General features: G+C 35.2%; 2 protein-coding genes. One reads left to right on the forward strand and one right to left on the reverse strand.

From position 1 onward, the window contains the following. Positions 1-49: 49 nt before the first annotated feature. Positions 50-658: a superoxide dismutase gene (locus RT405_RS11555; RefSeq protein WP_192988110.1), complete on the reverse strand. Its 609-nt coding sequence runs from the start codon at positions 656-658 to the stop codon at positions 50-52. A gap of 238 nt (positions 659-896) precedes the next feature. Between RT405_RS11555 and RT405_RS11560 the strand changes: the two genes are divergently transcribed. Further along, positions 897-1,646, forward strand: a complete 750-nt coding sequence (locus RT405_RS11560; protein WP_313469827.1) for a DUF1189 domain-containing protein — start codon at positions 897-899, stop codon at positions 1,644-1,646. Positions 1,647-1,809 lie beyond the last annotated feature (163 nt).

Raw genomic sequence — 1,809 nt, forward strand, 5'->3', positions numbered from 1 at the left:
GGCTATCCGTCTGCTTCATTTTGTCTTGCTTTATTTCATTCAGTTGCTTTTATTTTGCTGCTGCGTAATTTTTTGCTGCTTCTTCCCAGTTTACTAAGTTCCAGAATGCTTTGATGTAGTCAGCACGAACGTTTTTGTAGTTCAGGTAGTAAGCATGTTCCCATACATCTAATCCTAAAACTGGTGTTTTGCCTTCAGATAATGGAGAATCTTGGTTTGGTGTTGAAGTGATGGCTAATTTTCCGCCGTCTACTACTAACCATGCCCAACCAGATCCAAAACGGCCAGCTGCTGCTGCTGCAAATTCTTCTTTAAATTTGTCTAAGCTGCCAAAAGTAGATTCGATTGCTTCTTTCAATTCACCAGTTGGTTCGCCGCCGCCTGTTGGAGAAAGAATTTTCCAGAAAAAGCTGTGGTTTGCATGTCCACCACCATTATTACGTACTGCTGTGCGAATTTCTTCAGGAACTGCTGTCAAATCAGAAACCAATTCTTCAATTGATTTTTCTCCTAATTCAGGATGTTTTTCAATCGCCTTATTTAAATTCGTCACATAAGTGTTGTGATGTTTGTCATGGTGCAAATGCATCGTTTCTTCATCAATAGAAGGTGCTAACGCATCATATGCATAAGGTAATTCCGGTAATTCATAAGCCATAATTAAATTCCTCCGTATATCTATTTTTTTTGCGATTCCTTTGCTACCCTTTAAATGTAACACCTTTCATATAAAAATTCAAAGCCTTTGCCTTTATTTTTGATACAACACTTTTCTTTTCTAAGATTTTTGTGAAGAATTCCTTATTGATATTGAGTTTAATACTATAAAAGACTACAATAATAAAGAACGTCTTTTATAATAAGGTTAGGAGAGGGTCAATATTTATTTTTTAAATTTGATAAAAACAGCTTTTATTCATCCAGAACAGTTAGCCACCGCACGTAGTCTAAAAAAGAGAAATGTTTTTCTTTATCTCTTACTTTTAGCTTTCATAACAGCCATTCCTACCTGGATCCAAGGAAATCAGATTCTAAAAGACATCAAGCACGATGGACAAACAATTGATGAACATCTGCCAGCCTTTAAAATTGAACAAAATCAACTCGTTACCGATGAGTCTGTAGAAAGTTTTATTTACCAAACAGATTCTATTATTTTTACTTTTGATCCTACTGGCAAACAAACTGTTGCAGATGTAAACAATAATACTATTGGTACAACGATTGGTGTTGCTTTACTTAAAGATCGCTTTTACTTGAATGCCCCTGGTTATCCTATTGAAATTCCTTATTCAAACATGAATGGTATTACAGATCAGTTCTTTACTGATTTGGTGACCGGAACACAAACAACAAATCGTTTTGTGTTTATCTTTTCATTCATTCTGATTTGGTTGATCAGTTTAGTCCTTGTTGTGGTATACAATTTACTGTACACGGTTTTTGCTAATCTTATTGCAGCAGTGAGTCGGCGGCCTTTACGTTTTGGTGATAATTGGAAAATTGTACTAGCAGCTTCAACTTTACCGACTTTCTTCTTTGCAGTACTCAACAGTTTCAACTTAACTCCTTATCTTCAATTGGAAGTCAAAATGGTTATAACCTTGTATTTTTATTATTTGGCGATTAGAAAACTGCCTAAGTAGTCTTTGCCTAATGAACAAAAAAACCAGTAAACGAAATTTTTCGTTTACTGGTTTTCTTATGTTATTTTTTTTTATTTGCTTTCTTAATTGCATTCGCTTGTGTACGGCGTTCAACACGGCGTTTTTTAACGTTGCTTGCTTTGATTGCGCGTCCCATTTTTTT

Source organism: Carnobacterium sp., from assembly GCF_032094055.1.
GTDB lineage: Bacteria > Bacillota > Bacilli > Lactobacillales > Carnobacteriaceae > Carnobacterium_A.